Source organism: Mesorhizobium sp. USDA 4413, from assembly GCF_056280365.1.
This window is the reverse complement of the sequence record NZ_JBVPRP010000001.1, coordinates 4,249,025-4,272,284: the sequence shown is the minus strand read 5'-3', so window position 1 is coordinate 4,272,284 and position 23,260 is coordinate 4,249,025. Positions and strand designations below refer to the sequence as shown.

At 63.9% G+C, this 23,260-nt stretch carries 24 protein-coding genes; 5 read left to right on the top strand and 19 right to left on the bottom strand.

The genetic code is table 11. The features are described 5' to 3' along the window. Positions 1–52: 52 nt before the first annotated feature. The gene (locus ACVMIM_RS20890; RefSeq protein WP_476117475.1) at positions 53–196 is read right to left on the bottom strand and encodes a hypothetical protein; all 144 of its coding nucleotides are present in this window, start codon (positions 194–196) and stop codon (positions 53–55) included. Between ACVMIM_RS20890 and ACVMIM_RS20885 the strand changes: the two genes are divergently transcribed. Beyond that, positions 164–1,024: an agmatinase gene (locus ACVMIM_RS20885; RefSeq protein ID WP_476117316.1), complete on the top strand. Its 861-nt coding sequence runs from the start codon at positions 164–166 to the stop codon at positions 1,022–1,024. The two genes, ACVMIM_RS20890 and ACVMIM_RS20885, sit on opposite strands and share 33 nt — an antisense overlap. A gap of 16 nt (positions 1,025–1,040) precedes the next feature. Here the strand turns inward: ACVMIM_RS20885 and ACVMIM_RS20880 are convergent, their stop codons facing one another. The 5 genes from ACVMIM_RS20880 to ACVMIM_RS20860 all read right to left on the bottom strand — a co-directional run bounded on the left by ACVMIM_RS20880 (position 1,041) and on the right by ACVMIM_RS20860 (position 4,543). After that, positions 1,041–1,451, bottom strand: coding sequence for a hypothetical protein (locus ACVMIM_RS20880; protein ID WP_476114260.1), 411 nt, complete (start codon positions 1,449–1,451; stop codon positions 1,041–1,043). A gap of 3 nt (positions 1,452–1,454) precedes the next feature. Further along, a complete protein-coding gene (locus tag ACVMIM_RS20875) occupies positions 1,455–2,330 on the bottom strand; it encodes an aldose 1-epimerase family protein (protein ID WP_476114258.1) in 876 nt (291 codons plus the stop codon). 175 nt (positions 2,331–2,505) lie between these two features. Next, on the bottom strand, positions 2,506–3,222 hold the full coding sequence (locus ACVMIM_RS20870; RefSeq protein ID WP_040994743.1) for a Bax inhibitor-1/YccA family protein: 717 nt from the start codon (positions 3,220–3,222) through the stop codon (positions 2,506–2,508). A 17-nt stretch (positions 3,223–3,239) separates the two neighbouring features. Continuing rightward, entirely contained in the window at positions 3,240–4,013 is a 774-nt protein-coding gene (locus tag ACVMIM_RS20865; RefSeq protein WP_476114256.1) for an anti-sigma factor family protein, read from the bottom strand. After that, entirely contained in the window at positions 4,010–4,543 is a 534-nt protein-coding gene (locus ACVMIM_RS20860) for a sigma-70 family RNA polymerase sigma factor (RefSeq protein ID WP_476117314.1), read from the bottom strand. Before ACVMIM_RS20860 ends, ACVMIM_RS20865 begins: the two co-directional genes overlap by 4 nt. Positions 4,544–4,674: 131 nt before the next feature. Between ACVMIM_RS20860 and ACVMIM_RS20855 the strand changes: the two genes are divergently transcribed. Continuing rightward, positions 4,675–5,859 carry an amino acid aminotransferase gene (locus tag ACVMIM_RS20855; RefSeq protein ID WP_476114255.1) on the top strand — a complete coding sequence of 395 codons (1,185 nt, stop codon included), beginning with the start codon at positions 4,675–4,677 and terminating at the stop codon, positions 5,857–5,859. Positions 5,860–5,941: 82 nt separating this feature from the next. Continuing rightward, positions 5,942–6,766, top strand: a complete 825-nt coding sequence (gene mazG / locus ACVMIM_RS20850; RefSeq protein WP_476114253.1) for a nucleoside triphosphate pyrophosphohydrolase — start codon at positions 5,942–5,944, stop codon at positions 6,764–6,766. 9 nt (positions 6,767–6,775) lie between these two features. On the opposite strand, the gene hflX is transcribed toward mazG, so the two are convergent. The 8 genes from hflX to dusB form a co-directional block, all read right to left on the bottom strand. Beyond that, positions 6,776–8,164, bottom strand: coding sequence for a GTPase HflX (gene hflX, locus ACVMIM_RS20845; protein ID WP_476114251.1), 1,389 nt, complete (start codon positions 8,162–8,164; stop codon positions 6,776–6,778). Continuing rightward, complete coding sequence (hfq, locus tag ACVMIM_RS20840) at positions 8,165–8,410, bottom strand: RNA chaperone Hfq (protein WP_006202172.1); 246 nt, start codon at positions 8,408–8,410, stop codon at positions 8,165–8,167. It lies immediately after the preceding gene. A gap of 143 nt (positions 8,411–8,553) precedes the next feature. Continuing rightward, positions 8,554–9,417, bottom strand: coding sequence for a D-amino-acid transaminase (locus tag ACVMIM_RS20835; RefSeq protein ID WP_476114249.1), 864 nt, complete (start codon positions 9,415–9,417; stop codon positions 8,554–8,556). A gap of 162 nt (positions 9,418–9,579) precedes the next feature. Further along, the gene (gene ntrX / locus ACVMIM_RS20830) at positions 9,580–10,941 is read right to left on the bottom strand and encodes a nitrogen assimilation response regulator NtrX (protein ID WP_040994731.1); all 1,362 of its coding nucleotides are present in this window, start codon (positions 10,939–10,941) and stop codon (positions 9,580–9,582) included. After that, positions 10,931–13,222, bottom strand: a complete 2,292-nt coding sequence (locus tag ACVMIM_RS20825) for a sensor histidine kinase NtrY-like (RefSeq protein ID WP_476114247.1) — start codon at positions 13,220–13,222, stop codon at positions 10,931–10,933. Before ACVMIM_RS20825 ends, ntrX begins: the two co-directional genes overlap by 11 nt. 117 nt (positions 13,223–13,339) lie before the next feature. Further along, complete coding sequence (gene ntrC, locus ACVMIM_RS20820) at positions 13,340–14,800, bottom strand: nitrogen regulation protein NR(I) (RefSeq protein WP_040982916.1); 1,461 nt, start codon at positions 14,798–14,800, stop codon at positions 13,340–13,342. Beyond that, positions 14,797–15,939, bottom strand: a complete 1,143-nt coding sequence (locus ACVMIM_RS20815) for a two-component system sensor histidine kinase NtrB (RefSeq protein ID WP_278048448.1) — start codon at positions 15,937–15,939, stop codon at positions 14,797–14,799. Before ACVMIM_RS20815 ends, ntrC begins: the two co-directional genes overlap by 4 nt. After that, positions 15,936–16,964 (bottom strand): tRNA dihydrouridine synthase DusB, encoded by a 1,029-nt coding sequence (gene dusB / locus ACVMIM_RS20810; protein WP_476114245.1) that lies wholly within the window; start codon positions 16,962–16,964, stop codon positions 15,936–15,938. The genes ACVMIM_RS20815 and dusB overlap by 4 nt, the downstream gene beginning before the upstream one ends. Before the next feature lie 252 nt (positions 16,965–17,216). On the opposite strand from dusB, the gene ACVMIM_RS20805 reads away from it, so the two are divergent. Next, positions 17,217–18,446 carry a bifunctional 2-C-methyl-D-erythritol 4-phosphate cytidylyltransferase/2-C-methyl-D-erythritol 2,4-cyclodiphosphate synthase gene (locus tag ACVMIM_RS20805; RefSeq protein WP_476114243.1) on the top strand — a complete coding sequence of 410 codons (1,230 nt, stop codon included), beginning with the start codon at positions 17,217–17,219 and terminating at the stop codon, positions 18,444–18,446. Further along, positions 18,443–18,931, top strand: a complete 489-nt coding sequence (locus ACVMIM_RS20800) for a CinA family protein (RefSeq protein ID WP_476114241.1) — start codon at positions 18,443–18,445, stop codon at positions 18,929–18,931. Before ACVMIM_RS20805 ends, ACVMIM_RS20800 begins: the two co-directional genes overlap by 4 nt. On the opposite strand, the gene ACVMIM_RS20795 is transcribed toward ACVMIM_RS20800, so the two are convergent. From ACVMIM_RS20795 to ACVMIM_RS20775, 5 genes are all read right to left on the bottom strand, one after another. Continuing rightward, a complete protein-coding gene (locus ACVMIM_RS20795) occupies positions 18,928–19,383 on the bottom strand; it encodes a type II toxin-antitoxin system RatA family toxin (protein WP_476114239.1) in 456 nt (151 codons plus the stop codon). The genes ACVMIM_RS20800 and ACVMIM_RS20795 overlap by 4 nt on opposite strands. A 6-nt stretch (positions 19,384–19,389) precedes the next feature. Next, positions 19,390–20,355, bottom strand: a complete 966-nt coding sequence (gene lipA / locus ACVMIM_RS20790) for a lipoyl synthase (protein ID WP_476114238.1) — start codon at positions 20,353–20,355, stop codon at positions 19,390–19,392. A gap of 125 nt (positions 20,356–20,480) precedes the next feature. Beyond that, positions 20,481–20,738, bottom strand: coding sequence for a GlsB/YeaQ/YmgE family stress response membrane protein (locus tag ACVMIM_RS20785; RefSeq protein WP_040982931.1), 258 nt, complete (start codon positions 20,736–20,738; stop codon positions 20,481–20,483). A gap of 174 nt (positions 20,739–20,912) precedes the next feature. After that, positions 20,913–22,379 (bottom strand): dihydrolipoyl dehydrogenase, encoded by a 1,467-nt coding sequence (lpdA, locus tag ACVMIM_RS20780; RefSeq protein WP_476114236.1) that lies wholly within the window; start codon positions 22,377–22,379, stop codon positions 20,913–20,915. A 222-nt stretch (positions 22,380–22,601) separates the two neighbouring features. Next, complete coding sequence (locus ACVMIM_RS20775) at positions 22,602–23,240, bottom strand: SGNH/GDSL hydrolase family protein (RefSeq protein ID WP_476114235.1); 639 nt, start codon at positions 23,238–23,240, stop codon at positions 22,602–22,604. Positions 23,241–23,260: the final 20 nt, after the last annotated feature.

The following is a 23,260-nucleotide window of genomic DNA, read 5'->3' as shown; positions in this document are numbered from 1 at the left end:
CCCATCTTGTTGCCTGAGACGCGAATTGTCGCAAAACTCCGGGCCGAAGCAACTACCCTGCCCCGAGCCGGCGTCGCGCCAGGGGCGCAACAATGAAAGCACCCAGGAAATGAAAGTCTCGCTTTCCTTTCTCGGCCTTTCCGATCGCCTCGCCGACGGGCGCGTGCCGCGAGCCGTAATCTTCGGCGCGGGTCATGGAAGCACCTATCCCGACGAGGACAGCAGCGGCCATGCCTTGGCAGCCAGCGTCATCCGCGCTGCCAGCCAGGACGATACCCCGCTGATGGAGCACTGGGACTTCGATCTCGGCGGCCCATTGTTTGATGGCGGACCGGTCTGTTGCGTGGACGCCGGCGACGTCTCGACCACCATGCATGATAACGCGGGCAACCGGGCCCGGATCGAGGCGAAGACACGCGAGGTTCTGTCCGTGCCGGCCGTGCCGATCCTGCTCGGCGGCGACGATTCCGTCGTCATTCCATTCCTGGCCGGCTTTGCTGGCCACGGACCAATCTGGATCCTGCAGATCGACGCCCATATCGACTGGCGCGACGAGATGCACGGCGAGGGTTACGGCTATTCGAGCCCGATGCGCCGGGCGAGCGAGATGGCTCATGTCGCCGGCATGGTGCAGGTCGGCCTGCGCAGCGTCGGCAGCGCGCGTCCCGCCGAAATCGAAGCGGCGCGGCTCTATGGCAGCCGTTTTGTGACCGCGCGCGAGATTCATGCCCACGGCGTCGAAGCCGCTTTACAGCACATACCGGAAGGAGCGCGTGTCGTCGTCACGTTTGACTGCGATAGCCTCGACCCCTCGATCATGCCGGGGGTGGCGGCGCGCACGCCTGGCGGCCTCACCTACACGCAAGTGATCGACCTGATCGCGGGCCTCGGCAAGCGCGCGCGGATCGTGGGATTCGACCTTGTCGAACTCTATCCGCCCGCCGACCTCGATGGTTTGTCGGCCATCACCGCGTCGCGCCTTCTCGTCAATGCGATTGGCGCCATTATTCGGCAGAGCGGCTAAGCTCCGATCGGGCGGCCTAGAAAAAGCTGTCCAGAAACTCCGACGCCTTATCCGAAACACCAATGATCTTGTCGGTCGCCTGTCGGTAGAATTTGAAGTTGAGCTCGGTCTCGGGCCGCCCGTCCTGCCAATCCTTGAAGCGCTTGAGCTCGTCGCGCCCCAACCGCTTCGTCGCCAAGGCGGTGCGACGCACGGAGACACTGGCCCGCGGCGTCTGCCGTTCGAGATCGGGGCGCCTCGGGGTGGCCTCCGAGGAGGTCACGACACCGCGCGCGACAAGCCCCTGCCCGCCTTCGTTCTCGCTGGCGAACAGGTAGACGACGTCGCCTTGGGCGATGTGCTTGCCGCCATACATGGTCTTTTGGGCGGCGAAGACGAATGTCTCCGCCTGCGGGTCCTCGATCTCGGCCTTGATGGCGTATGCCATGTCCTACAGTTCCCGGCTGAGGCTGATCCGGTAGCTCAGCACGCGCCGGCCGCCCGGCTCGATCAACATGACACCCGGTTTGTCGGCGAACTCGCCATCGAAATCGATGGGACTGGCGACGCCATGCCAGGGTTCGATGCACAGGAAGGGCGCGCCGCCGGGCTTGGACCAGATGCCCAGCTCGTTGAATCCCTGCCACGACATCTCGATCGCCGGCCCGCGTCCGGCGTCATAGCGCACGCTGGAGCTGGCCGGACGATCGAGGATGACGGCATCGTCGACGAACAGCCTTTCGGAAAGCTGCAGCGTCTTTCCCTCGATGGGCGTCGGTTGCGGGTCCGGCAGCAGCAGGCCGTCCTTCAGGCGGCGCACCGGCGCCGGCTCATTGTCGGCGAAGGTCAGCCGATACGCCTCCTTAGGCAGTTCCGGCAGGAGCGGCCAGTTGAACGCCGGATGGGCGCCGATCGAGGCCGGCAGCGGTTCGTCGCCGGTATTGGTTATCTCGAAGCTGACGCCAAGCTGCCTGGATTGCAGGTCGTAGCCGATCGCGAGGCAAAAGGCGAACGGGTAGCGCGCCCGCGTCTCGGCGTCATCCGTCAGGACCAATGTGCAGGAGGTCGGCCCCTGCTCCGCCCAGGCAAAGCGCCGGTCGCGGGCAAAGCCGTGCTGCGTCATCGGATAGGTTTGGCCACGATGCCGCAGTTGGTCGCCCTTGAGCCGGCCGACGATCGGGAACAGGACCGGCGAATGACGGCGCCATTCAGGTCCCGCCTGCCAGAGAAGCTCCGTGTCCTCGGCATCGCGCAGCGAGACCAGCTCGGCCCCCTGCCCGACGATGGTCGCCGAAATGCCGTCAGCGTGAAGCGTCAGCTGTTCCATTGCGTCCTCGCGGCTGGCTGGTTTGGCCGGCAGGCTAGCAAAAGGCCGCGCGTGAACTCAAGCGCGGCAAGCTTCACCCTAGTCGCGGAGGCAATGTTGCGCAGTCGACAAAAAATGGCCGGAGGTTTCCCTCCGGCCACGCCAAGATCAGCAGTGTTGCCTGCTACGGTCCGGCTTATTCGCGCTCACCGGTGAAGTTCAAGAGCAGCTGAAAGATATTGATGAAGTTCAGATAGAGCGAGAAGGCGCCGAAGACGGCGAGCTTCTGCTGCGATTCCGCATCGAAATTCTCCGCATACTGCTCCTTGATGGTCTGGGTATCCCAGGCGGTGAGGCCGATGAAGACGGCAATGCCGATCACCGAGATGGCGAACTGCAGCGCGGTCGAGCCCAGGAACAGGTTGACGAGGCTGGCGATTACCACGCCGATCAGCCCCATGATCAGGAAGGACGAGAACTGCGTCAGGTCACGCCTGGTCGTGTAGCCGTAAAGGCTGGTGGCGCCGAACATCGTGGCCGCGATGAAGAAGGTGCGCGCGATGCTGGTCGAGGTGAAGACCAGGAACACCGAGGCGAGCGACAGGCCCATGACCGCGCAGAAGGCCCAGAACATCGCCTGCGCGCCCGAGGCCGACATTGTCTGCATCTTGAAGGAGAAGAGCATGACGAAGGCGAGCGGCGCCAGCATCACCACCCATTTCAGCGGGCTGGAGAAGATCGGCACATAAAGCGCCGGCGTCGAGGCCACGAAGAAAGCGACGAGGCCGGTGACGACGAGGCCGAGGCCCATATAGTTGTAGACGCGCAGCATGTGCTTGCGCAGGCCCTCGTCATAGACGGCTCCGGCCTGGACGCCGGTGCCCATTCGGTATCCCAGATTGGGGCTGTTCATTTGGTTCTCCTTGGTTCTCAGTAGAGGGTTCTGGCGAGTTTTTCGGCGGCACGGTCGAGATTGCCGGCGTCGCCGCGTCCGACCACCGCATAGGCAACCTCGCCGATCTGGAAATAGGCCGATGAGATGTCATCGGCGGGCGCGACCGTCGGCTTCACGACATCGAATGTGCCCGGCCTGATGGCGAACAGCGAGACAAGACCGAGGTCCCTGGTCTCGACCGCCACCTCGACGCTCGGCCCGAATTGCGAGGGGTAGACCTGGACGTCGCGGATCTTCCAATCATCGGGCAGCGAAGGCATGACGATCGCGGTAGCTGCGCGGATCTCGTCGGCATTGTAGTCCGGCGCTTCCCGCTGCGAGGGCATCGTCTCGCGCACCAGGGTCGTCCGGTGCGCCCGGACCGCATCCTCGACATAGGCCGGCGGCTGCGTCGAGGCGACCACCTTGGTCACCGCGATCGGCCCGAAAATGCCGTTGGCCAGCCAGCCCGCCGCGACCAGGACGGCCGCGGCCGCGGCCCGCTGCAGCACGGCAAGGATACGCCCCCTGGCAAGCGCCCTTTCCAGCCGCCGCGCCGCTTCGGTCGTCGCCGGACGCGCCATGCCGACAGGGCCGGCAAGTGCGACACGCAGTTCGTCGCGCGTCCTCAGGTCCGACATCACGCGCGCCGCCGCTTCCGGGCGCGCGGCAAGGTGCGCCTCGACCTCGATGCGGCGGGCGACATCCAACTGGTCGTCGACATAGGCGTCGAGATCGGCATCGGTTACGGGGTCGACAATGGCGGTCATTGATCGTCTCCCACGATCCTGAGGTGAGGCCTGTTTTTCGGCACGGCGCCCTCCTCCATCTCGCGCAGCGCGGCACGCGCGCGGCCGATGCGCGACATCAGTGTTCCGAGCGGCACGCCGATGACTTCGGCCGCCTGCTGATAGGAAAGCCCTTCGATAGCAACGAGATGGAGCGCGGAGCGCTGTTCCTCCGGCAGAGAAAGAAAGGCTTCCCGAACCTGCGACAGGCGCACCGAATGGTCCTGCGAGGCCGGCATGCTCTGGTCGGCGACAAGGCCGACTTGTTCGATGCGCGCCGCCTCGGAGCGGCGCGAGCGCACGCGGTCGATAAAGATGTTGTGTACGATCGCCAGAAGCCACGCACGCAGATTGCCACCCGAGCGAAAGGTCGCGCGCCGCTCATAGGCGCGCACCAGCGCGTCATGGACGAGATCCTCGGCGTCGGCGCTGTCGCGCGTCAGCGAGCGCGCATAGCGCCGCAGCGACCCCAACTGCCCGACAATATCGAAGCGTGCCATCGACCGTTTCATGCCCTGTGTACGGAGCATGTAGGGATTTTAATCCCCTCCCGGCATTTCTTTTCGTGTCGCGGGCACAGCGGAAACCGCTGGCGCGGCGAGATCGATTTGCGTATCACTCCGCCGCCATTGGAGCCTTATCGATGTTCGAGACCCTGCAGCCCGCGCCCGCCGACAAGATCCTTGCCCTGATCGGCCTCTATCGCAACGATCCACGGCCTGGCAAAGTCGATCTCGGCGTCGGCGTCTACAAGGACGTCGACGGCAGGACGCCGGTGATGCGCGCCGTGCGCGAGGCCGAGAAGCGGCTGCTGGCGAGCCAGGACACCAAGACCTATCTCGGCCTTGCCGGCGACACCGGCTTCAACGCCGCCATGATCAAGCTCGCCTTTGGCGAAAAGGCAGATCATTCGCGCATCCGCGCGGCGCAGGCGCCAGGCGGCTCCGGCGCGCTCAGGCTGGTGGCCGAGCTTGTGCAGCGCACCCGCCCCGGCGCGACGGTGTGGCTGTCAGACCCGACCTGGCCGAACCATCTGCCGGTGATGCGCGCCGCCGGCCTCGAAGTTCGCAACTACCCCTATTTCGATGCCGCTTCCGGCGCTGTCCGCTTCGATGAGATGCTGGCGACGCTCAGGACGGCCAACAGCGGCGACGTCGTGCTGCTGCATGGCTGCTGCCACAACCCGACCGGTGCCAACCTCGATGCCGTGCAATGGGCGAAGGTCGCCGACGTTCTCCTGGAGCGCGGCCTGCTGCCCTTCGTCGATATCGCCTATCAGGGCTTTGGCGAAGGTCTTGACGCCGATGCCGCCGGCCTGCGGCTGCTGGCCGACAAGGTGCCGGAAATGGTTGTCGCCTCGAGCTGCTCGAAGAATTTCGCCGTCTATCGCGACCGCGTGGGCGCAGCGATGATCATGGCCAGGGACGGCGCCCAGGCCGACGTGGCGATGAGCCAGATGCTGGCGGCGGCGCGCGCGCTTTATTCGATGCCGCCGGATCACGGCGCGGCGGCGGTGCGCATGGTGCTCGAAGACGCTGCACTGAGGAAGGACTGGGAGACGGAGCTCGAGGAGATGCGGCTGCGCATGCTCAGGCTGCGCGTGGCCTTCTCCGAGGCGCTTCGGCGCCAGTCCAACTCCGACCGCTTCGATTTCGTTGCCAGCCATCGCGGCATGTTTTCGAGGCTCGGGCTGACCGAGGCGCAGGTCGAGCGCCTGCGCACCGAGCATGCCGTCTATATGGTCGGCGACAGCCGCATCAACGTGGCCGGCCTGCCCGAGGACGGCATGGACGATCTCGCCAAGGCGGTCGTCTCGGTGCTCGACTAAGGGCCCGCGCAACTGTGGACAATGGGTTTTTGCCGGCCGGCGGGATTGGTCGCCCGCCGCGCTGCGCGCTAGGGTCTGCAGGATGAAAACCTCGAAAGACATTTCCCGGCTGATCGAGATCATGGCGGCGCTCAGGGCGCCGAAGACCGGCTGCCCCTGGGATATCGAGCAGAATTTCTCGACCATCGCGCCCTACACGATCGAGGAAGCTTATGAAGTGGCCGACGCGATCGCGCGCGGCGACTTCGATGATCTGCGCGAGGAACTGGGCGACCTGCTGCTGCAAGTCGTCTACCACGCACAGATGGCCGAGGAGATCGGCGAGTTCGCTTTCGGCGATGTCGTTGAAGCCATCACCACCAAGATGATCCGCCGCCATCCGCATGTCTTCGGCGACGAGAAGGCGCGCAGCGCCGGCATGGCCAAGGGCATGTGGGAAAAGATCAAGGCCGCCGAAAAGGCCGAGAAGCGCGACGCCCGCATCGCGCGCGGGCTCGATCCGGAAGATCACGGCAAGGGCTTTCTCGACAGCGTTCCGGTGGCGCTCCCTGCCCTGACGCGTGCGCTGAAACTGCAGGAGAAAGCCGCGCGTGTCGGCTTCGACTGGAGCGAGGCGGCACCGATTCTCGACAAGATCGAGGAAGAGATCGGCGAATTGCGCGAGGCGCTTGCCACGGGCGACGCCGCGCCGATCAAGGACGAGTTCGGCGACATGCTGTTTGCCGTCGTCAATCTCGGCCGCCACCTCAAGCTCGATGCGGAAGCGGCGCTCAGCGGCACGAATGAAAAGTTCCGCTCGCGCTTCCACTATGTCGAGCAGGCCCTGGCAGCTTCGGGCAGCTCGCTGGAGAAGGCAACGCTTGATGATATGGAAGCGCTCTGGCAGCAGGCCAAAGGCGCAAAGTAAATCAGCCGGTTAGCTGCCGTTCTTGCGATGGAGGCGGCTCTCTATCTCCTGCCGGGCGCTATGTGTGGCGGTCAGCGAGAGGGTGACGCTGCCGTCTTCATTGTCGGTGCGCGAAATGACGTCGCCATTGCGGTAGAGCCAGTCGACCCGGCCGAGCTGGGCCGGGCTCAATGTCACCGTCATCGTTTCCAGCTCGCCCGACACGCGCGCCTCGATGAGCGCTTTCAGCGTGTCCAGTCCCTCCCCGGTCACCGCCGAAATGGCGATCGGCGGCCTCCTGCCGCTTGCGCCTTCGGCAAGCAGCCGCTCGCGGTTGCCTTCGTCGAGCAGGTCGATCTTGTTCCAGACCTCGATCACGCGGTTCGTGTCGGCGGCGTCGACGCCGAGATCGCCAAGGATGCGTTCGACATCTTCCGCCTGGGCCGCCGTGTCCGGATCGGAGATGTCGCGCAGATGCAGCACCAGATCGGCTTCGACCACCTCTTCTAGCGTTGCCCGAAAGGCGGCGACCAGATGCGTCGGCAGGTCGGAGATGAAGCCGACCGTGTCCGACAGGATAATTGGCGTGCCGTGCGGCAGCCGCACGCGCCGCAAGGTGGGGTCGAGCGTCGCGAAAAGCATGTCCTCGGCCAGCACCCCTGCCCCGGTCAGCCGGTTGAACAACGTCGACTTGCCGGCGTTGGTGTAGCCGACGATCGCCATCACCGGAAACGGCACCTTCTTGCGCTTGGCGCGATGCAGGTCGCGCGTGCGCCGCACCGTTTCCAACTCGTGCTTCAGCTTGGTGATCTTGTCCTGCAGGATGCGGCGGTCGGATTCGATCTGGGTTTCGCCCGGGCCGCCGAGAAAACCGGCGCCGCCGCGCTGCCGTTCGAGGTGGGTCCAACTGCGCACCAGCCGGCCCTTCTGGTAGTTGAGATGCGCAAGCTCGACCTGCAGCGTGCCTTCCTTGGTGCGCGCCCGCTCGCCGAAGATCTCGAGGATCAGCCCGGTGCGGTCGAGCACCTTGGCGTTCAGTTCCTTTTCGAGATTGCGCTGCTGCACCGGCGTCAGCGGATGGTCGACGATGACCAGTTCCGCCTTGCGCTCCTTCACGATGTCGGCGAATTCGGCAACCTTGCCGCTGCCGAGCAGCGTCGCAGGCCGCGGATCGGCGACCGTCACCACCGCCGTGTGAACCGGGTTGAGGTCGATGGCGCTGGCAAGACCAACCGCTTCGTCGTGGCGTGCATCCGCCGAACGACTCAGACGCGGTCGGCTCGACTCATCGTCACCGCGCGGCTGGCGGGCAAGCACCGGCACAATAACAACAGCCCGGGTCGGATCCTTGGCTTCCGGCCCAAGTTGATGTCCTTGTTTTCCGCGAACGCTGCGGTCCGCGTCTTTCTCACGTGCCAATCAGGCGCCCTGGCTTTCCTCGCCATCGAACATCTGAACCGGCTGGCTCGGCATGATCGTGGAAATGGCGTGCTTGTAAACGAGCTGGGAGTGTCCGTCACGCCGCAACAACACACAAAAATTGTCGAACGAAGTGACGACGCCAGTCAGCTTCACGCCGTTGATGAGGAAGATGGTAAGTGGATTTTTGCTCTTGCGAACTGAATTCAGGAACAGGTCCTGAAGGTTTTGCGATCGTTCCGCCATTTTTCTTGTCTTTCGCCGATCCCCTTCGGTCTGCGAGCCAATGCGCCAAATTACGCGGCGTCTGTCAAGCGCGCAAACTCCCTCTTGCCGCCTGAACGACAAGCAGAACGAGATAGTTGAGATTCATTCCACCTTTGCGGTTATCAGGCTGGACTTTTTTCCGCAATGTCAAAAAAGGCCTGCCGCAACGAAAGTGTCATGGAACCGGGATGGCCATTTGCGATCGGCGCGCCGTCGATTTCGACCACCGGCATGGCGATTGTGGTTGCGGAACTGATGAAAGCTTCGCGCGCCGCCTTGGCTTCCGCCACGGAAAAACCGCGCTCCTCGATTTTGAGGCCGAGCTTGGCGGCGACATCGAAGAGCGTCGTGCGGGTGATGCCGCGCAGGATGCCGTGCTCCGCCGGCCGGGTCACCAGGACGCCGTCACGGGTGACGATCCAGGCGTTTGACGAGCCGCCTTCCTTGACGTTGCCGTCGGTGTCGACGAACCAGGCTTCCTGGGCTCCCGCCTCCTTGGCCTTCTGCTTGGCGAGCACATTGGGCAAAAGGCCCGTGCTTTTGATGTCGACGCGATCCCAGCGATTCTCCGGAACAGTGATAACCTTGATGCCGGTCTCCACTCGCTTCGCACTGGCGGCCGGATCGGCCTTTCTGGCAGTTATGACCAGGGAAGGCTTCGTGCCTGCCGGCGGAAAGATGAATTCGCGGCTGGCGACGCCGCGCGTCACCTGCACATAGACAAGGCCGTTGACCACGCCGTTGCGATTGACCACCTCGCGCAGCAGCATCGGCAGCACGCCTTCCGAGACCGGCCAGGCAATCGACAGTTCCTTGAGCGAACGTTTGAGCCGGGCAAGATGACGCGGCATGTCGACGATGTGGCCACGGGCCACTTCGCAGACCTCATAGACGCCGTCGGCGAACTGGTAGCCGCGGTCCTCGATATGGACGCTGGCTTGGGCATGGGCAACATAGCGCCCGTTGACATAGGCAATGCGCGGCATGGGTATCCTCAGGGAATATCCGGCTTTCTTAGGCGATTCCGCCGCCGGCCGTAACGAACAATCGCCTAGGCCAAGCCGATTCCAGAGTCCTATTCAATTCCGAACGGAAGGCTACGGCCAAGCCGCCGAGCCTGGGCCGTAGCGCATTACTCCTGGATTGCCTTAGACGCCGAGCGACTTCAGCTTGCGATGCAAGGCGGACCGTTCCATGCCGATGAATTCGGCCGTCTTCGAGATGTTGCCGCCGAAGCGGTTGATCTGGGCGATCAGATAGTCCTTCTCGAATTGCTCGCGCGCCTCGCGCAGCGGCAGCGCCATGATGTGCTGGTCCGACTGGTTAGGCGTGCGTGGCATGACGTCGCCGATCTCGGAAGGCAGAAGGTCGGCGGTAATCGGCGCATCGGGATTTTCCCCCCGCGCCAGGATCATCAGCCGTTCGACATTGTTGCGCAACTGGCGAACATTGCCCGGCCAGTTGTGGGCCTGCAGCACGGCCAGCGCATCGTCGCCGATGCGGCGCGGCTTGATGCCCGCCTGGCGCGCGATCTGCTTCATGAAATTGTCGACGAGGTAAGGGATGTCCTCGCGCCGCTCGGCGAGCCCGGGCACCATGACCGGAACCACCGCCAGGCGATGGTATAGGTCCTCGCGGAAGCGGCCGTCGGCGATCATCGCCTCAAGGTTTTGCGAGGTGGAGGAAATGATGCGGACATCGACCTTGACGCGCTTGGTGCCGCCTACGCGCTCGAATTGCTGCTCGACCAGCACGCGCAGGATCTTGTTTTGCGTCTCGCGCGGCATATCGGCGACTTCGTCGATGTAGAGGATGCCACGATGCGCTTCTTCCAGCGCGCCGACCTTGCGTTCGGTGCCGTTCGATTCGGTGCCGAACAGCTCGATCTCCATGCGCTCGGGCGTGATGGTGGCAGCGCTCAGCGTCACGAATGGACCGCTCTTGCGCGACGACAGCGCGTGGATGGCGCGCGCCGTCAGTTCCTTGCCGGAGCCGGAAGGGCCGACGATCATGACGCGGCTGTTGGTCGGCGCGACGCGCTCGATGGTCTGCCGCAACTGGCTCATCGCCGACGACATGCCGATCAGGTCGAAGGTCTCGCCGCTGCGCTGCTTGAGGTCGGAGACCTCGCGCCGCAGCTTGGACGTTTCCAGGGCGCGCTCGGCGATCAGGATCAGGCGATCGGCCTTGAACGGTTTCTCGATGAAGTCGTAGGCGCCACGCCGGATGGCCGACACCGCCGTTTCGATATTGCCATGGCCGGAGATCATCACCACCGGCATGTTCGGATGCATGGTCTTGATCTCGTCGAGCAGCGCCAGGCCGTCAAGGCGCGAGCCCTGCAGCCAGATGTCGAGGAAAATCAGCCGCGGCGCGCGATCGGCGATCGCCGCAAGCGCGCTGTCGGCGTCATGCGCAGTACGGGTTTCATGACCCTCGTCGCTCAGTATACCGGCGACAAGTTCGCGGATGTCTTCCTCGTCATCGACGATGAGAATGTCAGACGCCATTATCGACCTTTTCAGTTTCTCGTTCGTGTTCGTTTCGGCCTTCACCGCGTGGCGGCGCGGCTACGACCGTCGCCGGCGGCAGGATGATCGAGATCATCGCGCCCCGGCCGCCATGGAAATCCTCTGGCGCGTCGTGCAATTCGAGACGGCCGCCATGGTCCTCCACAATCTTCTTGACGATAGCGAGGCCAAGTCCGGTGCCTTTTTCGCGCGTCGTCATATAGGGCTCGAGAAGCCTTTGGCGATTCTCGCGCGGCAGCCCCTTGCCGTTGTCGATAACATCGATTCTTATGGCGCCATCTTGGCGTCCGGCCTGAATCCGGATTGTGCCGTCCGAACGGTCTTGCGCATCAAGTCCGTCGATCGCCTCGGCCGCGTTCTTGATGACGTTGCCGAAGGCCTGCGCCATCAGGCGACTGTCGAAAGTGCCTTTCAGCGGCTCGCTGCCGAAGTCGCGTTCGAAGACGATGTCGGAGCGGCTGACCTCGACCAGGAAAGACGCCTCGCGCAACGACTCACGAAGGTCGATTGCCTTCATCTCCGGCTTCGGCATGCGGGCAAAGGCCGAGAACTCGTCGACCATGCGGCCGATGTCCTCGACCTGGCGGATGATGGTGTCGGTGCACTGGTCGAAGACCTCGCGGTCCTCGGTGATGACCTTGCCGTAGCGGCGCCTGATGCGTTCGGCCGAGAGCTGGATCGGTGTCAGCGGGTTCTTGATCTCATGCGCGATACGCCGCGCCACATCCGCCCAGGCCGATGAACGCTGCGCCTGGACGAGATCGGTGATGTCGTCGACGGTGACCACATAGGATTTCTCCTCTTCGCCGTCGTCGCCGGACTCGACCGTGACCTGGACGTTGAAGGTGCGCTCCAGGCCGGTGCGGAAGAAGGTCACCTGCTCGCGATAGACCGGCTTGCCGGACTGTCGCCCGATCTCGAAGACGCGGCCGACAAGCGGCAGGACCGCCGAAAGGTTCTGGCCGAGCGTCGCATTTGCCGAAATCGCCAACATGGTCTCTGCCGAGCGATTGACGATGGTGATGATGCCGTAAGGGTCGACACCGATGACGCCGGCGGTGACGCCGGCGAGCACCGCCTCGGAGAAACGCCGGCGCTCATCGATCAGATCCTTGGCCGAGAGCAGCTCGTTGCGCTGCGACTTGAGCTCCAGGATCATGTTGTTGAAGGTCTCGCCGAGCGAGGCGACATCGCCATCGGACTGGCGCACGGGAACGGCAACGTCGAGATTGCCGGTCGCCACCTCGTCGGCGGCGCCGATCAGCTGGCGGATCGGCCGCACAAGCCGGTCGGCGACCGCAATGCCAGTCCAGATCGCCGACAGCGTGATGATCAGCGTGAGCGACAGATAAGGCAGCGCGAAGGCGACCTGTGAGGTGCGGCGGTTGTCCTCCAGGTTGCGATATTCGTCGGTGTTGGACCTGACGATCTGGCGCGCCTTGATCACGTCGGGATCGACCAGGCGGATCGTGTAGAGGTAAAGCCCGTCGAGCTCGCGCAGCTTGATGATGGCGCCCATGATGTTGCGGGTGCGCGGCTCGATCAGCACCGGCTTGCCGTCGGCCGCGGTGTCGACAGCGCCCGCGGGCGGCTCCGGCATCGGAAAATCGGCATCGGTCCTGGCGTTCATGACGAACGAGCCATCAGGCTTGATCAGGGCCGCATGCGCCAGTCCGCGGCCTACGGCTTCCTTGTTCAACAGGTCGAGAAAACCGCCTTTGTCGAGGCCATAGAGCGTGCGCGAGGCATCGAGATCGTATGCCATGGACAATGTCGTGCCCTGCAGGTTGCGCGCATTCTCCTGCACATAGGCGTCGGCTATCGACAGCGACGAGTTGACGATCGTCTTGGTACGGATTTCGAACCAGCGGTCGAGGCCGATATCGAGCGTGATCGAAGCGATGATCGCCACCATGATGGCCGGAATGGCGGCGACCAGCGCGAACATGGCGACGATGCGCACATGGAGCCGCGAGGCAGCCCTGCCGTGACGCCGCGCCAGGACAATGCGGCGCACCTCACGGGCGATCAAGGCGATGAGGAACAGGACAAAGACGGCATTGGCCGCGATCAAGGCCCAGGTCGCGTCGGCGTTCGGCGCGATCGGTGTTGCGCCGACCAGGATCGCAAAGGAGATGGCCGCCGTGATCATCGCGCCGGCGATCGCGACCACGCCTGGCAACGCCAGCAAGCGTCGCCCGTCACGCGTGCCGGTCTGGTTGAAAAGCGGTTGGTTCAGGGTCGGAGCCTCAGCTGCCATGTCGTACAGAGTCGGTCATAGCGTCGGATGTATGCAACGCATTGTGGCGATTATGCAACAAGTGTGGCGGGGAAGATAATCTTTCCCGGGCGAAATTCGCTGAATGACGAAGTGACGCTACGGCTGCCTCGACGACTTGTAGACGTTGACGCCGAGTTCGCGGATCTTCTTGCGCAGCGTGTTGCGGTTGAGCCCCAGAAGCTCCGCGGCCTTGATCTGGTTGCCGCGCGTCGCCGTCATCGAAGCCAGCACCAGCGGATATTCGACCTCGGCAAGAATGCGCTGGTAGAGCCCCGCCGGCGGCAATTCGCCGGCGAAGGAGGCGAAATAACGCTGCAGGAAATGCTCGACCGCCTGGCCGATCGACAGATCGTCGGGAATGAGCGCGCCGCCGTCCGGCACGACCGGCCTTTCGCCGGTCTTGAGCTCGGATTCGATGATCTCCGACGAAATCTCGTCCTGCGAGTAGAGGGCGGCCAGCCGGCGCACCAGATTTTCCAGCTCGCGCACATTGCCCGGCCAGGGATAGCGCTTCATGAGCTCGATGCCGCCGGACGAAATGCGCTTGGTTTGCAAGCCCTCGCTGGCGCCCTGCTTGAAGAAATGCCGCACCAGATCGGGAATGTCCTCGGAACGCTCGCGCAGCGCCGGCAGCCTGAGCGGCACGACATTGAGGCGGTAGAACAGGTCTTCGCGGAACAGGCCCTGGTTGATGAGCGTGCGCAGGTCCTTGTTGGTGGCCGCGACGATGCGCACGTCGGTCTTGATCGGCGTGCGGCCGCCGACCGTGGTGTATTCGCCCTGCTGCAGCACCCGCAGCAGCCTGGTTTGCGCTTCCATCGGCATGTCGCCGATTTCGTCGAGAAACAGCGTGCCGCCCTCAGCCTGCTCGAAACGGCCGCTGGAACGGTTCTGCGCCCCGGTGAAGGCGCCCTTCTCGTGGCCGAATAGTTCCGATTCGATCAGGTCACGCGGAATCGCCGCCATGTTGATGGCCACGAACGGGCCGCCGCGACGGCGGCCATATTCATGCAGCGCGCGCGCCACCAGCTCCTTGCCGGTGCCGGACTCGCCGCTGATCATGACCGTGAGGTCGGTCTGCATCATGCGCGCCAGCATGCGGTAGATGTCCTGCATGGCGGCGGAGCGGCCGACCAGCGGCATCGTCTCAGGCTGGTCTTCAGCGCGGGCATCGAGCTTCGGCCGCTTCGGCTCGGCCAGCGCCCGGTTGACGATGTTGAGCAGCTCGGTGAGGTCGAAAGGCTTCGGCAGATATTCGTAGGCGCCGGTCTCGGAGGCGCGGATGGCGGTCATGAACGTGTTCTGGGCGCTCATGACGATGACCGGCAGCTCGGGCCGCGCCTTCTTGATGCGCGGCAGCATGTCGAAGGCGTTCTCGTCCGGCATCACCACGTCGGTGATGACCAGATCGCCCTCGCCCGCCGCCACCCAGCGCCAGAGCGTCGAGGCATTCGACGTCACGCGCACCTCGTGGCCGACGCGCGACAGCGCCTGGTTGAGCACGGTGCGGATCGCCGCGTCGTCGTCGGCGACCAGAATATTGCCGCGAGCGCTCATTTGCGGTCTCCTTCAGCTTCGTCGCCCGAGCCCTGCGACGTCTCTTTCCAGGCCGGCATCAGGACGCGGAAAGTGGTGCCGCGCGGCGTCGAATCGCATTCGATGATGCCGCCATGCTCGCCGACGATCTTGGCGACCAGCGCCAGCCCGAGGCCGGAGCCGTTCGGTTTGGTGGTGATGAACGGATCGAACAGAATCGGCAGGATGTCCTCGGAAACGCCGGGGCCGTTGTCATGCACGCAGAATTCCAGCGGCAGCGAGACACGGTCCTGCGTGCCGGGTACCGAGACGCGGATGCCCGGACGGAAAGCCGTCGATAGCACGATCTCCCCCTGCGGGTCGGCGCCGATCGCCTCGGCGGCGTTCTTGACCAGGTTGAGAAAGACCTGGATCAGCTGGTCGCGGTTGGCGAAGACCGGAGGCAATGATGGATCATATTCCTCCAAAATCTTGATCCGCCTCGCAAAACCATTCTTGGCGATCGCTTTTACGTGATCCAGAACGACGTGGATGTTGACCGGATAGCGCTCGATCGGCCGCTCGTCGGAAAACACCTCCATGCGGTCGACCAACGAGACGATGCGGTCTGTCTCGTCGGTGATCAGGCGGGTCAGCGCGCGGTCTTCGTCGGACGCGGAAAGCTCGAGCAGTTGAGCGGCGCCGCGGATGCCGGAGAGCGGGTTCTTGATCTCATGCGCGAGCATCGCGGCAAGGCCGGTGACGGAGCGCGCGGCACCCCGATGCGTCATCTGGCGGTCGATCTTATCGGCCATCGACCGTTCCTGGAACATGACGACGACCGAGCCCGGAAACTCCGGTACGGGCGCGACATAGAGATCGACCATCTTCTCGATGCCGAGGCGCGGCGAGGAGACATCGACACGGTATTCGTTGACTGGGGCGCGCCGCTCCCGCACCTGGTCGACCAGCGTCAGCAACGGGCTGCCGAAGGGCACCAGCTTGGAGAGCGTGTTGCGGGCAAGCATATTCGCGCTGGAGCGGAAGAAGTCTTCGGCATCCGCATTGGCGAAGGTGATGAAGCCGTCGGGATCGACCATGATGACCGGGCGGCGGATGGTGTTGAGCACGATGTTGGCGGCATCCGCCATGTCGGCCTGCTGGGGGACATCGGCCTTCATGCCGCGCTCCGTAGGCCAGGGATCGCAGCGCCCTCGGAAAGCGCCCGGCGCAATTCCGCCACGACCTCGGCCGGTTCGAACGATGTGAGGATGCGTTTGCGTTGCTCGGCTGAAACATCGGGAGCATGACGGTCGAGATACCAGCCCAGATGCTTGCGCGCCTGGCGCAGCCCGCTTTCGATGCCATAGAGCGAGAGCATGTCCTCGTAATGCGATACGACGTAATCGGCGAGCGCTCGCGGCGTTTGCGGAAGGCCTTGCGCGTCTGCGCCGGCGGCGGTCGTGGCGATGCCGCCGGCGATCCAGGGCGCGCCATAATGCGCGCGGCCGATCATCACCGCGTCGGCGCCGGACTGCTCGAGGATTGTCGCCGCCTCTTCCGGCGAGCCGACATCGCCATTGGCCACCACCGGGATCGAGACGGCTTGCTTGACGCGCGCGATAGCGCGCCAGTCGGCCTTGCCCTGATAGAACTGGCAGCGCGTGCGGCCATGCACTGTCACCATTCTGACGCCGACCTGCTCGGCGCGGCGCGCCAGCATCGGCGCGTTGAGCGCGCTTTCGTCCCAGCCGAGCCGCATCTTGACGGTGACCGGCACCGAAACGGCCGCGACTACCGCCTCGATCAGCGAAAGCGCATGGTCGAGATCGCGCATCAGCGCCGAGCCGGCATAGCCACCGGTCACCTTCTTCGCCGGGCAGCCCATGTTGATATCGATGATATCAGCGCCCTCGCCCGCCGCGATTCGCGCGCCTTCGCCCATATGCACCGCCTCGCGGCCGGCCAACTGAACCATATGCACCGGCAGGCCGGAATGGCGGATGCGGAGCTCGCAGCCCGCCCGGCCCTTGGCCAGTTCGCCACTCGCCACCATTTCCGACACGACCAGCCCCGCGCCATGCGCGTGGGCGCGCTGCCGGAATGGCTCGTCGGTGATGCCGGACATCGGCGCGAGGAAAACCCGGTTGCGGATTCTCACGCCGCCGACATCGAGTGGCGATGCCAATGTGGTCAATTCAGCCATGCACAAAAACCAAGCATGTTCGATCGTTGCACATTCTCTAGCCAGAAGTGCGGCATTGTGCAACGCGCAATGACGTCACATTAAGGCGCATTTTGGAAAAAGCTGGCCTTCGGCCATCACCCCGATTAGAGCATGATGCCGAAAAGTGTGAGCGGTTTTCGCCGACATCATGCTCTACTTCTTTGATTTAGAGACGGATTCAGATTTCAGGTCGAATCGACCTGAAATCATCCGGCTCTAGGACCGATCGGAATGAGCGAGGCAAGCGAAAAGCAAGCGGCGTCCCCACGCGGCGGGATCGGGGTGGTGATCGTCGCCGCCGGCCGCGGTGCGCGCGCCGGACAGGCCGACGGCCCGAAGCAGTATCAGCGCATCGGCGGTCGTGCCGTCATTGCGCATACGTTGGATATGTTCCTTTCCCATCCCCTGATAGGACCGGTTGTCGTCGCCATCCATGCCGACGATGCCGAGCTTTTGCAGCGCGCGGCGGGGGCGCATGCCGAGCGTCTCATCACTGTTATCGGCGGCCCCTCGCGCCAGGCATCCGTCCGTCTCGGCCTCCTAGCGCTGCGGGAGCAGGCACCGGCAAAAGTGCTGGTGCATGACGCCGTACGCCCGTTCGTCGACGCCGGCCTGATCGACCGCACCATAGAGGCCATCGGCGAGCGCCAGGGCGCGTTGCCGGCGCTGCCCGTCGCCGACACGCTGAAGCGGGAATCGGCCACCGGTATGATCGACGAGACGGTGTCGAGGGCCGGCCTTCATGCCGCGCAGACGCCGCAGGGTTTTCCGTTCTGGCCGCTGCTTGCCGCGCATGAGAAGGCGCATCATCTGGGCAAGAGCGAGTTCACCGACGACGCGGCGATCGCCGAATGGGCACAGATACCGGTCAAGATCGTTCCCGGATCGCCGGACAACGTCAAACTCACCTGGGCAAGGGACATTGCATTGGCCGACCAGCGGCTCTCGAATGCGCAGCAGCGCTTCCCGGATATTCGCACCGGCAATGGCTACGACGTGCATGCGTTCGAGCCCGGCGACCATGTGACCCTCTGCGGCGTCGCCATTCCCTATGAGGGAAAACTCTCTGGCCATTCGGACGCCGATGTCGGGCTTCACGCGCTGACCGATGCGCTGCTCGCCACCTGCGGCGCCGGCGACATCGGCACGCATTTCCCGCCGTCCGATCCGCAATGGAAGGGGGCGGCCTCGAAGATTTTCGTCGAGCACGCGGCGAAGCTGGTGCGCGAGCGCGGCGGCCGCATCGCCAATGCCGACATCACGCTGATCTGCGAGGCACCGCGCGTGGGGCCGCATCGCGCGGCGATGACAGAGGCGCTTTCGGCCATGCTCGGCATTGCGCCCGAGCGCATTTCGATCAAGGCCACGACCAACGAGAAGCTCGGCTTTGTCGGGCGCGGCGAAGGCATTGCCGCGATCGCCACGGCCAGCGTCGTCTATCCGGGAGAAGTGCCGGCATGAGCAACGCCGAACTCGCCATTGCCTTGCTCCAGGCCTGCCAGCAACGCAGCATCATGCTGGCGACGGCCGAGAGCTGCACCGGCGGCCTGATCATCGCCGCGCTCACCGACATCGCCGGGTCCTCCGCAGTGGTCGATCGTGGCTTCATCACCTATTCCAACGAAGCCAAGATGGAGATGCTCGGCGTCTCCGCAGCCACGCTCGGCGCGCATGGCGCGGTCTCGCGCGAGACGGTGCTGGAGATGGCGGCAGGCGCGCTGACGCATTCGCAAGCAAGCCTGTCCCTCGCCGTCACCGGCATTGCCGGCCCCAGCGGCGGCTCGGCGGACAAGCCGGTCGGTCTGGTCTGGTTCGGGGTTGCATTGGCCGGGCAGCCGGTGGTCGCCGAACAACAATTGTTCGGCCAAAAGGGCCGCGAATTCATCCGGCATGAGACGGTGCGGCATGCGCTGCAACTCGGATTGCGGACGCTTGGCGAACGTTAGGCCGGTTTCGCGCCGTAGATGATGTCGGCGCGCTTCTCGAACGCTTCGGAGAACATGCGGAAGGCGCGGTCGAACATCGTGCCCATCAGCGCGCCGAGAATGCGGCTCTTGAATTCGTAATCGATGAAGAAATGCACCTCGCAGCCGCCCTCGGCGGGATCGAAGCGCCAGATGTTGCTCAGATATTTGAACGGGCCGTCGATGTATTTGACATCGATCGCGTTCTCGTCGGGCTTCAGCAGCACCTGCGTCGTGAAGGTCTCGCGGATCGCCTTGTAGCCGATGCTCATGTCGGCGACCAGGATGGTGCGGCCGTCGCGCTCTTTGCGCGAGCGCACGGTGAGCGATTCACAGAGCGGCAGGAATTGCGGGTAGGCCTCGATGTCAGCCACCAGCGCGAACATCTCTTGCGGCGTATGCGCGACGCGGCGTGTCGCCTCGAATTTCGGCATTGAAGGTCAGCTGGCCTTCGCCAGCTGCGCCTCGCGCGCCGCGCGCAGCCTGGCGAAATCCTCGCCGGCATGGTGCGAGGAGCGCGTCAGCGGGCTCGACGCGACGAGGAGAAAACCTTTGGTCTTGCCGATCGTCTCGTAGGACTTGAACTCGTCCGGCGGAATGAAGCGGATCACCGGATGGTGCTTCTTGGAAGGCTGCAGATACTGGCCGATGGTCATGAAGTCGACATTGGCCGAACGCAGATCGTCCATCAATTGCAGCACCTCGTTCCGCTCCTCGCCGAGGCCGACCATGATGCCGGATTTGGTGAAGATCGACGGGTCGAGTTCCTTGACCCGCTGCAAAAGCCGGATCGAGTGGAAATAGCGGGCGCCGGGGCGAACCGTCAGGTAATTCGACGGCACGGTTTCAAGATTGTGGTTGAAGACGTCGGGCTTGGCCGCGACGACGACCTCCAGCGCGCCGTCCTTGCGCAGGAAGTCGGGCGTCAGGATCTCGATCGTCGTCGACGGGGCGGCGGCACGGATGGCATGAATGACGTCGGCAAAATGCTGGGCGCCGCCATCGGCCAGATCGTCGCGGTCGACCGAGGTGATGACGACGTGGCTCAGCCCCATTTGCCTGACGGCGTGCGCCACGCGTGCCGGCTCATCCGGATCGAGCGCGGTCGGGATGCCGGTCGCGACATTGCAGAAGGCGCAGGCGCGCGTGCAGATCTCGCCCATGATCATGAAGGTGGCGTGCTTCTTGTCCCAGCATTCGCCGATATTCGGGCAGCCGGCTTCCTCGCACACCGTCACCAGCTTGTGCGATTTCACGATCTCGCGCGTTTCGGCATAGCCCTTGGAAACCGGCGCCTTGACGCGGATCCAATCGGGCTTGCGCAGCACTTCCTGGTCGGGCCTGTGCGCCTTCTCGGGATGCCGCGGGCGCGGCCGGTTGGCGATCGTGTCTACGACTGTGACCATTTCAAATCCTTCGCGGCCGCGGTGTCGGCGGCCGCCTGTCCTTCGTCATCTAAGACTTTTCGAGGCAAAGAAAAAGGCCGCGCCGGCGCATGCCGCCACGGCCTTTTCCGCATAGCGGCATGCGTTCAGCGCCGAACAAGCCGCCCCACGAAGATCAGCAGGCAGGCGCCGATGAAACCGGTAATCAGATAGGCGACCCAGCCGACGCCGAAGGACTGGATGTTCAGAGCCTGCAGGATCGCGTTCAGCACCACGGCGCCGACGATGCCCATGATGATGTTCATGAAGATGCCGGTGTTGCTCTTCATAACCATTTCGGCGAACCAACCCGCCAGACCGCCGACGATGATGGCCGTGATCCAGCCGACGCCATTCATATGCATGTGCCAATTCCTCCTCGATCAGATGAAAATGCATCCGGATATGAACTGCCTTGCCGTCAGGTTTCTCCGGCTGCCGCGTGTGAGTCTCGCCCGACCAATTTAGCACAGATCGGCCACCTATCGCCGATCGGCGATTTATCACCGATTGGTGACCTGTCACCAATCGGTGACCTGTCATGCGTTCAAAGCGCGGCCATAGGCGTCGAGCACGCTCTCCTTCATCATCTCCGACAGCGTCGGATGCGGGAAGATCGTGTGCATCAGTTCTTCCTCGGTCGTCTCCAGGTTCATCGCCACGACAAAACCCTGGATGAGCTCGGTCACCTCCGCGCCCACCATATGCGCGCCGAGAAGCTGCCCGGTCTTCTTGTCGAAGATGGTCTTGACGAAGCCCTGGTCCTCGCCGAGCGCGATGGCCTTGCCATTGGCGCTGAAGGGGAAGCGGCCGACGCGAATATCCTTGCCTTCGGCCTTGGCCTTCGCTTCGGTCAGGCCAACGGACGCGACCTGCGGGCTGCAATAAGTGCAGCCGGGGATCTTCAATTTGTCGATGGCGTGCACGCCCGGGAAATTGGCTATCTTTTCGATGCAGACCACGCCCTCATGCTCGGCCTTGTGGGCGAGCATCGGTGGGCCGGCGACATCGCCGATGGCATAGATGCCGGGCACATTGGTCTTGCCGTAGCCGTCGACGACGACACAGCCGCGGTCCGTCTTCACGCCGAGCGCTTCCAGGCCAAGATTTTCGATGTTGCCCTGCACCCCGACCGCCGAAATCATGCGATCGGCGCTGATCTTCTCGACCTTGCCGTCCTTCATCTCGACATGCGCGGTAACCGAATTGGCTGATTTCTCGACCTTGGTCACCTTGGCTTCGAGGATGATCTTCATCCCCTGTTTCTCGAACTGCTTCTGCGCGAATTTAGAGACCTCGGCATCCTCGACCGGCATGACCTGCGGCAGCAGCTCGACCACGGTCACGTCGGCACCCATGGTGCGGTAGAAGGAGGCGAATTCGATGCCGATGGCGCCGGAACCCATGACCAGCAGCGATTTCGGCATTTCCTTCGGCACCATGGCCTCGAAATAGGTCCAGATCAGCTTGCCGTCCGGCTCGATACCGGGCAGCGCGCGCGGGCGGGCGCCGGTCGCCAGGATGATGTGCTTGGCGGTGTAGGTACCCTCGCCCTTGACGTTCTTCGGCACCGGCGGCTGCGGCTCCATCGCCTTCTTGGCGGTCTTCGAAACGACGACCTCGCCCGGTTTGTCACCGGAAGGAGCCTTCGAAAGCTTCGCCTCGCCCCAGATGACATCGACCTTGTTCTTCTTCATCAGGAAGCCGACGCCGGTGTTCAGCCTGAGTGACACTCTTCGCGAGCGGTCGACCACGGCGGCCGTGTCCGGGCTGATCTTGCCGCCTTCGAGCTTCAGGCCGTAATCCTTGAGGTGATCCGAATAATGCATGATCTCGGCCGAGCGCAGCAGCGCCTTGGTGGGGATGCAGCCCCAGTTGAGACAGATGCCGCCCAGATGCTCGCGCTCGACGATCGCCGTCTTGAAGCCGAGCTGGGCGGAACGCACCGCCGTGACATAGCCACCGGGGCCTGAGCCGATGATGATGACGTCGTAGGATTCAGCCATTTTATGGTCCTTATTGAAGCGGGGCTTTGCCGAAGGAGGGCTTTGGTATCGCCCACGGCTCATGCATCAGCATTGGAGGCCTGAAAGTTGGCTCATGCATTAGGACCGAAAGGGCGTCGAATGCCCAGAGTCCCACAAATGCGTAGCCTGTAAGCAGCCGACTTCGACGGCCTTGCCAACGCACAGCCAACCAAAGGCCAATGATCAGAAATGCATTGACTATCATGTCGCTAACATCACGCGCACAAGCGGCGCCAGCGCCTGGCCGATACGTCGCGTGTTCTCGGCATCGAGATGAACGCCATCGAGCGGCGTGGTGGTGGCGACCGCGCCGGCATCGAAGAAGCCGCAGCCGGCCTCGTCGGCCAGCAGGGAATATTGCAGCGCCAGACGCTTGGAGGCGTCGTCGCCGCCGGCGAACATTTCCTTGAATTCGGCATTGTCGGTGCGGGTGACCGCGGGCGGCGCGACGATAAGGATCTGCGGCGCCGGCCAGTCGAAGGGATAGTCATGGCCGCGCACGATATCGATCAGCCGCTGCATGCCCTGCTTGGCCGCGACCGGATTGCCGTGGATCCAAGGCTTCATGTCGTTGGAGCCGAGCATGATAACGACGAGATCCAGCGGCGCATGGCTGGTTAGGATCGTCGGCAGAATACGGGCGCCATTGCGGTCGGCACCGGCCAGATGGTCGTCGAAGGCCGTAGTACGGCCGTTGAGACCTTCAGCGATGACCTCGACGTCGCCGCCGAGCTCGGCCGCGAGCACGCTCGGCCAGCGATCTTCGAGCGCATGGCGGCCGAGGCTGGCGGCGTCGTAGCCCCAGGTCAGCGAGTCGCCATAGCATAGAATTGTCTTCATGCGGTTGCCTCACCTCTGCC

Bases quoted from the DNA above. Each gene is read 5' to 3' on its own strand.
- ACVMIM_RS20890 (WP_476117475.1), bottom strand. From the start codon at position 196: ATGACCCGCGCCGAAGATTACGGCTCGCGGCACGCGCCCGTCGGCGAG.
- ACVMIM_RS20880 (WP_476114260.1), bottom strand. From the start codon at position 1,451: ATGGCATACGCCATCAAGGCCGAGATCGAGGACCCGCAGGCGGAGACA.
- ACVMIM_RS20875 (WP_476114258.1), bottom strand. From the start codon at position 2,330: ATGGAACAGCTGACGCTTCACGCTGACGGCATTTCGGCGACCATCGTC.
- ACVMIM_RS20870 (WP_040994743.1), bottom strand. From the start codon at position 3,222: ATGAACAGCCCCAATCTGGGATACCGAATGGGCACCGGCGTCCAGGCC.
- ACVMIM_RS20865 (WP_476114256.1), bottom strand. From the start codon at position 4,013: ATGACCGCCATTGTCGACCCCGTAACCGATGCCGATCTCGACGCCTAT.
- ACVMIM_RS20860 (WP_476117314.1), bottom strand. From the start codon at position 4,543: ATGAAACGGTCGATGGCACGCTTCGATATTGTCGGGCAGTTGGGGTCG.
- ACVMIM_RS20855 (WP_476114255.1), top strand. From the start codon at position 4,675: ATGTTCGAGACCCTGCAGCCCGCGCCCGCCGACAAGATCCTTGCCCTG.
- mazG (WP_476114253.1), top strand. From the start codon at position 5,942: ATGAAAACCTCGAAAGACATTTCCCGGCTGATCGAGATCATGGCGGCG.
- hfq (WP_006202172.1), bottom strand. From the start codon at position 8,410: ATGGCGGAACGATCGCAAAACCTTCAGGACCTGTTCCTGAATTCAGTT.
- ACVMIM_RS20835 (WP_476114249.1), bottom strand. From the start codon at position 9,417: ATGCCGCGCATTGCCTATGTCAACGGGCGCTATGTTGCCCATGCCCAA.
- ntrX (WP_040994731.1), bottom strand. From the start codon at position 10,941: ATGGCGTCTGACATTCTCATCGTCGATGACGAGGAAGACATCCGCGAA.
- ACVMIM_RS20825 (WP_476114247.1), bottom strand. From the start codon at position 13,222: ATGGCAGCTGAGGCTCCGACCCTGAACCAACCGCTTTTCAACCAGACC.
- ntrC (WP_040982916.1), bottom strand. From the start codon at position 14,800: ATGAGCGCTCGCGGCAATATTCTGGTCGCCGACGACGACGCGGCGATC.
- ACVMIM_RS20815 (WP_278048448.1), bottom strand. From the start codon at position 15,939: ATGAAGGCCGATGTCCCCCAGCAGGCCGACATGGCGGATGCCGCCAAC.
- dusB (WP_476114245.1), bottom strand. From the start codon at position 16,964: ATGGCTGAATTGACCACATTGGCATCGCCACTCGATGTCGGCGGCGTG.
- ACVMIM_RS20805 (WP_476114243.1), top strand. From the start codon at position 17,217: ATGAGCGAGGCAAGCGAAAAGCAAGCGGCGTCCCCACGCGGCGGGATC.
- ACVMIM_RS20800 (WP_476114241.1), top strand. From the start codon at position 18,443: ATGAGCAACGCCGAACTCGCCATTGCCTTGCTCCAGGCCTGCCAGCAA.
- ACVMIM_RS20795 (WP_476114239.1), bottom strand. From the start codon at position 19,383: ATGCCGAAATTCGAGGCGACACGCCGCGTCGCGCATACGCCGCAAGAG.
- lipA (WP_476114238.1), bottom strand. From the start codon at position 20,355: ATGGTCACAGTCGTAGACACGATCGCCAACCGGCCGCGCCCGCGGCAT.
- ACVMIM_RS20785 (WP_040982931.1), bottom strand. From the start codon at position 20,738: ATGCATATGAATGGCGTCGGCTGGATCACGGCCATCATCGTCGGCGGT.
- lpdA (WP_476114236.1), bottom strand. From the start codon at position 22,379: ATGGCTGAATCCTACGACGTCATCATCATCGGCTCAGGCCCCGGTGGC.
- ACVMIM_RS20775 (WP_476114235.1), bottom strand. From the start codon at position 23,240: ATGAAGACAATTCTATGCTATGGCGACTCGCTGACCTGGGGCTACGAC.